The sequence below is a fragment of the Coleofasciculus sp. FACHB-712 genome (genome assembly GCF_014695635.1).
Lineage (GTDB): Bacteria > Cyanobacteriota > Cyanobacteriia > Cyanobacteriales > FACHB-T130 > FACHB-T130.
This window is the reverse complement of record NZ_JACJOQ010000120.1, coordinates 1-6,609: the sequence shown is the minus strand read 5'-3', so window position 1 is coordinate 6,609 and position 6,609 is coordinate 1. Positions and strand designations below refer to the sequence as shown.

Annotated in this window: 5 protein-coding genes; 4 read left to right on the top strand and 1 reads right to left on the bottom strand. The window is 48.8% G+C overall.

Annotated elements, in window-relative coordinates:
* From H6F50_RS03045 to H6F50_RS03035, 3 genes are all read left to right on the top strand, one after another.
* Positions 1-501, top strand: a 501-nt coding sequence (locus H6F50_RS03045; protein ID WP_190426183.1) for a PEP-CTERM sorting domain-containing protein, incomplete at its 5' end; no start/stop codon positions are given.
* A 135-nt stretch (positions 502-636) separates the two neighbouring features.
* Complete coding sequence (locus H6F50_RS26345) at positions 637-1,926, top strand: choice-of-anchor tandem repeat NxxGxxAF-containing protein (protein ID WP_199291963.1); 1,290 nt, start codon at positions 637-639, stop codon at positions 1,924-1,926.
* Positions 1,927-2,000: 74 nt separating this feature from the next.
* On the top strand, positions 2,001-2,723 hold the full coding sequence (locus H6F50_RS03035) for a PEP-CTERM sorting domain-containing protein (RefSeq protein WP_199291962.1): 723 nt from the start codon (positions 2,001-2,003) through the stop codon (positions 2,721-2,723).
* 1 nt (position 2,724) lies between these two features.
* Here the strand turns inward: H6F50_RS03035 and H6F50_RS03030 are convergent, their stop codons facing one another.
* The gene (locus H6F50_RS03030) at positions 2,725-5,082 is read right to left on the bottom strand and encodes an ATP-dependent helicase (protein ID WP_190426185.1); all 2,358 of its coding nucleotides are present in this window, start codon (positions 5,080-5,082) and stop codon (positions 2,725-2,727) included.
* Between the two features lie 231 nt (positions 5,083-5,313).
* Between H6F50_RS03030 and H6F50_RS03025 the strand changes: the two genes are divergently transcribed.
* Positions 5,314-6,609, top strand: a 1,296-nt coding sequence (locus H6F50_RS03025; protein WP_190426165.1) for a glycosyltransferase family 39 protein, incomplete at its 3' end; no start/stop codon positions are given.

Sequence of the window (6,609 nt, the reverse complement as noted above, 5' to 3'; positions counted from 1 at the left end):
AATCTTGATGGAGACTCAGTTGAAGGCACTTACACCGTCGCCGATGAAATTCTAGACTTATTAGTCAGCGATGTACGGATAGGAAATTATCTAGATGTCAAAAATCCTTTTGATTTTTTCTCCTTGAGCGTGAATGGCAATAATATCTTTAGTGGCAAGCCATCAGACTCATTTTTAACATCTTTGATTCCGGTAAATGGAGTTTTTGCTTTCAGAGAGGTTTTGAGACTAGATGTTAATGATACGAATTTTGACTTTCAGCTAAGTGTAGCAACTGGTGATAATGGGCCAAGAGAACCTGTTGCTCAGTGTTTAGTTAAAGAATGTCAAGGATTTACGATTTTTAGCGTTTCGGGCGTTAATGGAAGTGGATTTGTTTCCCATAAACCCGTGAATGTCCCGGAATCCGTACCAGAACCAACCGCCGCGATCGCGCTAGGTGTCATCGGCGCTTCTATGCTAATCCGCAAAAGAAAATTATCGTCCTCGCCACAGGCCTAAACTAGCTTCCAATTAGCAATATTTGCCAGAATAAACTGTTTTACTACAGTCTGCACATTCTGGCAAATTTTTGGTAATTGCAAAACAAGTAACTCCTCTTGTCGCTAGTCACTCCATTTCAAAAGAGAAATAGCTATGAAATTACACTTGAGCATTCCCACGGTATTGATGGGCTTATGCCTCAGCTTTTTGGCAGCGGGAGAAGTGCAAGCTGCCAGCTTCACCTTTACGAAAATTGCGGATACAAGCGATCGCTTCAGTTCCTTTCTGTCATCTCCCGCCTTAAATAATGCTGGAACCGCCGCCTTTTTGGCTGGACTAGATACAGGGAGCATAGGTATTTTCACGGCCAATGGCTCCACAATTACCACGATTGCCAACACCAATAATTTCTTTAGTAGCTTTCGTACTCCTCTCTCCATTAATGATGGAGGAACCGTCGCCTTCAGCGCTGTCCTAGCTGAGGTAGGTGGAGGTATTTTCACTGGGAACGGAACAACAACGCCCACTCCTATCGCCCTTGCTTTCCCTCAATCCGACTCGAATGGTGTTGAGTCACCCTGGATTGATGATGACGTTATTGTAGCGAAGGACTACTTTAGCGATTTTTATTCGCCCTCAATTAATAATGCTGGAGTTGTAGCTTTCGTAGAGAGACTTTACCGGGGCGAACGTATTCTCACCAGCGAAGGAAAAGTTATCGATACTATCTTTTATGGCAGCGTCAATTCTCCCTTCATCAATGATGAAAGAACTGTAGCCTATAGAATTGAAAGTGGGAATCCTAGCACGGTAATTGTTACGAGTAACGGCACTACAAGGACTATCGTTGCCAGCATTGGAAATAATTATCCTGAGGATTCTGGCTTTGGTTCCCCTGCCCTCAATAATGTAGGAAACGTTGCCTTTTATGCTCCCCCGGCTATTGATCCAAGCAATGATTGGTATACTCCGCCAGAGCCATTTGTGGGAGGAAAAAATGAAACTTTGTTCGCTAGCAACAGCAAAACAACAACCTTAATTGCAGACACGAGCGGCTCCTTTAACGGCTTTCTTGGCGTTCCCTCAATTAATGATGTGGGAACCATTGCCTTTTTTACTAAACTGGATGCAGGCGGGACAGGGATCTTCACTGGAGCCGATCCCCTAAAAGATAAGGTAATTAGTACTGGTGATACTCTATTTGGTTCCACCGTAACGTCCCTTAGTTTTTCGCGGGAAGGATTAAATAATGCTGGTCAGGTGGCATTTCTTGCCAGTCTTGCGGATGGCACTATGGGCATTTTCCGCGCCGATCCGGGAGTGTCTAGCGAACCGCCAAAGGATGTTCCCGAACCCGCTTCAGGTTTGGGTTTACTCGCATTGGGTGCTTTGGGTGCTGGTTCAGTGATGCAGCGTCAACAGAAACAGCAGATCGACGACTAATTATAGATAGCGATCGCATTCCATTTTTACCCATTCCCACTTGCAACTTCTACAATTTTTGAGAAATGGCTTGTATGGCTACCTTCAGAAAAACACTTTCAGCCTTAGTCTTCAGCACAGTCTGCTTTTCCTTATCTGCACTGATGGCACCTAAAAGCGTGCAGGCTGCTACATTGACTACATTAACTTTTGATGAGCTGCCGACTCAACCAGCGGATGATTTGAGTTTTAAGGGCGTTACATTTGACTTTAAAGTAAATGGAGAAAACTCAACTGCTGCCACCTACAATGTTGAAAGAAAATTGAATCTCGGAGGTTTGTTCGGCGTTGAAGAAGCATTTTATTTCCTTGATTTATCACCCCCCGTCTTAGAGATTGGTGCGCCAGGAATTTTAACACTTGACTTTGCCATGTCTACTTCTAATATTATGTTCGACGTGGCGAAGCTAGGGGATTTTCGCTTTCAGCCTCTACCCAAATTAACCGTCCAACTTTTTGACGAAGACTTCACTTCTCTTGGCATCACAGAGGTGATTCTGGATAAAACATTCGTAGACGACTTTCCTTCCCCACTCAGAATTAGTGTTTCCGGCACTACTTTTACTTACAGCGGCACCCCTGTAAAACGGGCAGTTGTAGATTTCACTAACGAATTAGGTTCATGGGGATTTGACAACCTTAGTTATCTAACCGCCGATCGAACCGCTTCGGTTCCCGAACCAGCTTCTGTATTCGGTTTACTGGCATTGGGTGCTTTCGGTGCAACTTCACGACTTAAGCGCAAACAGAAAAAGTAAACTAACTCGGCATCCTAGACAAAGCAACCACCGATTTAGGAAAGCGACTCTTTAACGCGGGTATCACCGGACACGGTTTTTTCTCCTGTAAATTGTCTTGATTATTCCAGTTGAAGGTGTTCCAGCGGAAAGGTCCTTTTTGAGCAGCTGCCATCCAGAGTAGGCGCTTCGCTCGTGTCATCGCCACGTAGAGGAGGCGGAATTCCTCTGCGTTTTTGAGCTGTCCCGCTTGTTCCCAGGCTGTGGGTGCTGGGGGTAAGGGATATTGACCGTGGAGACTGGCGCGAATCTGCGCCCTAGCGACCTCTGCTAGGGTAAAATCGCCCAGGAATTGGGCAGCCGTAGGCACCCAAGGACTGCCGGGAATACTATCTTCGTGCAAAAACGGCATAAAGACATAATCCCAGTCCAATCCCTTGGCTTTGTGCATCGTAATGATGGTGAGTTGACCGGCGCGGACATAGCGGGCGTCTGTGTCTTCAGTTTCTACGGGTTCAAAGCGTTCCGAATTCACAATTTCGCTTAAGACTTCCAGAGTAGAACTCATGGAACTGTTGCCGTAGGTTTGTTGGGCGATCCGTTCGGCTAATTTATCCGCTGTGGCGAGTTCGGACGGGTCGTATTTTAAGGTGAGAGCGAGAAAGGTGGGCAATTGGTAGTGGGGCAGTTCCAAGCGGGCGCGAAGCAAACTGCGACAGTACCGCGCCGCCTGATGCACGGGCGGCGTTTGGGGAGGATCGAGCGGGCCGGGATAGAGAAATTGCTCTGGAAAAGTGGCGAGGGCGTTGAGGTCTTGGGTGGGAATCAGCTGGCGCTGTACGAGTACCTCTAGTGCGGCTTTTATGTAGTCGGGGGAGTGGGGGCGATCGAGAAATTGTAAGAGGGCGAGGATTTCGGTGGGGACGTTAGAGTGGCGATCGCTCTGGGAAACATCGTACACCTCAATCTTGTGCTGGCTTTGCAGATAACTCAGCCTTTCAGCCACAAATCGGGCTTGCCGATTTTCCCGCACCAAAACCGCCGCCCGACCTTTGGGATTTTTCTCAAATAATTCGATCGTCCGTTCTCCGATCAGCTGGACGGTATGGTAAATGTCGCGGGGGGTGTAGATTTCCAGCCCTCGACCCGTTGGTTCCGGGTTGGCGTCAGATTGGGGATCTCCTGCGTCAACGGGATGAATGGTTTGGGGACGAAAGGGCAGTTCAGTTGGGTTTTGGGAGGATTTTGACGAAGTTGTTCCTCTACGGTCGGGTTTGCCCCCATAGGTGTGATTCACCCACTCCAGGACGAAGTTCGCGGCGTCAACAATCGTCTGGCTACTCCGACCCGCTCGATCCATCGTTGCCAAGCGTTCCTGGGCTTGGCAGGCTTCGCAGAAGCGACGGAAGTAAATCGGATCGGCAGGGGTGAAAGTGGAGTTAATCGCCTGGTTGGGGTCTCCCACGCGCACCAAGTTGAGGGCTGGGGAATTGCTGGCGGGTTGAGCGGCGAGAATTTCTAACAGTCGGCTTTGGAGGGGGCTAGAGTCTTGGGCTTCATCTTCAAAGACGGCAAAGACTTGGTTTTGCCAAAGTTGGCGGGCGCTTTCGTTTTGCAGCACCCGCAGGGCACCGAGAATCATTTCGTCGTAGTCGATCAAGTCGCGCGATCGCAATAAAGCTTGATATTGTTCGTACAACCCAGCAGCGACGCTCAAAATTCCATAATCATCCGGCGTCTGTCTTGCCAGTTCCCACAAATTTTCCGGCAACAATCCAGAGCTTTTTGCTTCGTGAATCACTGTGTTAGCAAGACTGGGCAACACTTCGGTGCGTAAAACTGCCTGACGGCGCAACCGCTCGGTTTCTTCCCCATCAAATTGCAATCCCTCCAGCAGCGTGGAGTAGCGCTGAGGATTATGAGAAATCCATCGCTCTACGCAGTCCCGAATTAAGCGGTGACTTTGGTTGGGAGAAACCAAAGTTACCGTTTCTAAATTCAAACCCGATAGCTCTGGATGACGGGTGGCAATATTCAGTGCCAAACCGTGTAACGTATGGACAACAAAACCCGTTTGCGGTAGTCGCAAATCCTCCCGCAGGCACTGCCGAATCTTGGCTTTAATATTTGCCGCAGCCGAGCGAGTAAAGGTGACAACGACTAAATAGCGTCGAGTATGCAATTGGTAACGAGCGATCGCTAATGCCGCCGCCACTGCCATCCCGGTAGACTTACCCGCACCGGGTACGGCAGACACCGCCAAAGGGCCGCCTCGCCAGTCAGCCATGCTTTGCTGCCCCGCTCGCAACCCATTGCGGAGTCGCTGCATTGCCTGTTCGCGCACTGCTGCTAGCGACACCTGAGCCAAATCCGGCACCATTTGGGCTGCTGTACCATCTGGGTGAATAAGATTATCGTCATTCATGGCTAATGGCTTGTGAGAGTTTTGAGTTGTAGAGTCGCGGTTTGTCGCGTCTAAGGTTTAAGTTTTGAGGTTTGAGTTGTAGAGTCGCGGTTTATCGCGTTTGAGGTTTGAGTTCCAAGAGAATTTTTTAGTTCAAAATTTAACACTTAAAACTTTTTACTAATTAGCAGCTAACAACAGAAAAACATGAATCGCCTAAAGTTCTTTCTACATTATTTAGCGCTAGCTGGGGTAATTGTCTTGGGCGCTGCTTTGCGGTTTTGGCATCTTGACCTGAAACCGCTGTGGCTAGATGAGGTGATTACAGGGTTATTTAGTTTGGGACGGACTTACAATGATGTCCCGCTCGACGTGGTTTTTCCCCTATCAACCTTAAAGCAAATTTTTACCCTGAAGCCAGACGTTAGCTGTGCTGAAATTGCTCATACACTTGCAACTCAGTCTACCCATCCTCCCCTATTTTTTTGCCTGATGCACGGCTGGCTAAAATTACTCAGCCATGAGTACGGACACGGCGCTACCGTCCCCCTACTTCTGAGCACGGACTTGCGATCGCTCCCTGTGATTTTCGGAGTCGGCGCGATCGCGGCAATTTACTGGCTGGGTCGCATCGCCTTCTTCCCCGCTGTCGGTTTGATGACCGCCGCAATTATGGCGGTTTCTCCCTTTGGCGTCTACCTCTCTCAGGAGGCACGGCACTACACCCTTCCGGTGCTGTTGATTACCTTGGCACTGGTAGGATTCATTCAAATTCAGCAAGACCTGGAAAAAAATCGGCAGACGGGATGGCGCGTTTGGCTTGGCTGGGGAGTTGTCAACAGTATTGCCTTCTACGTCCACTACTTTTTTGTCTTGGCTTTCGTGGCGCAGCTGGTGACGCTCCTGACGATATTTTACTGGCGGCGGCGATCGCTTAAAATTCACACCTGGGTTGGGCTGAGTCTGACAATTTTGGGGATTGTACTCAGCTTTCTGCCTTGGTTGCCGGTACTACTGGGACATTCTGGACGTTCGGAAACCAGTTGGCTTCCGTCTCCCCATAATGTTGCGCCTTTATACCAAACTTTGGTCGGTTGGCTGCTGATGGCGATCGCCCTACCCGTAGAAAGTCAGCCTTTATGGATTGCGATTCCATCGGGGCTGCTGATGCTTCTGTTTGGCTGTTGGCTGGGAAGGCAAATTTATAATTTTTTTAAGGGAAAGAGGCAATTAACCGCCTCTGGAGGGCGCACGCAGGTCAATCCAAGTCGCTTTAAAACCCTCTATTCCTCAGCAATTTTCGCCTTGGGTAGTTTCACTTTTTGCGTGCTGCTGCAATTCTTAGCCATTGTCTACCTGCTGGACAAAGACATCACCATTGCCCCTCGCTATCACTTTGTCTATTACCCAGCTTTGTGCGCCCTTTTGGGAGCTATCCTCACCATCGGGACTGCGGCAAAAGAATTGCCGACTGAAGATGCCCAAGAAAATTTTGATGGAAAT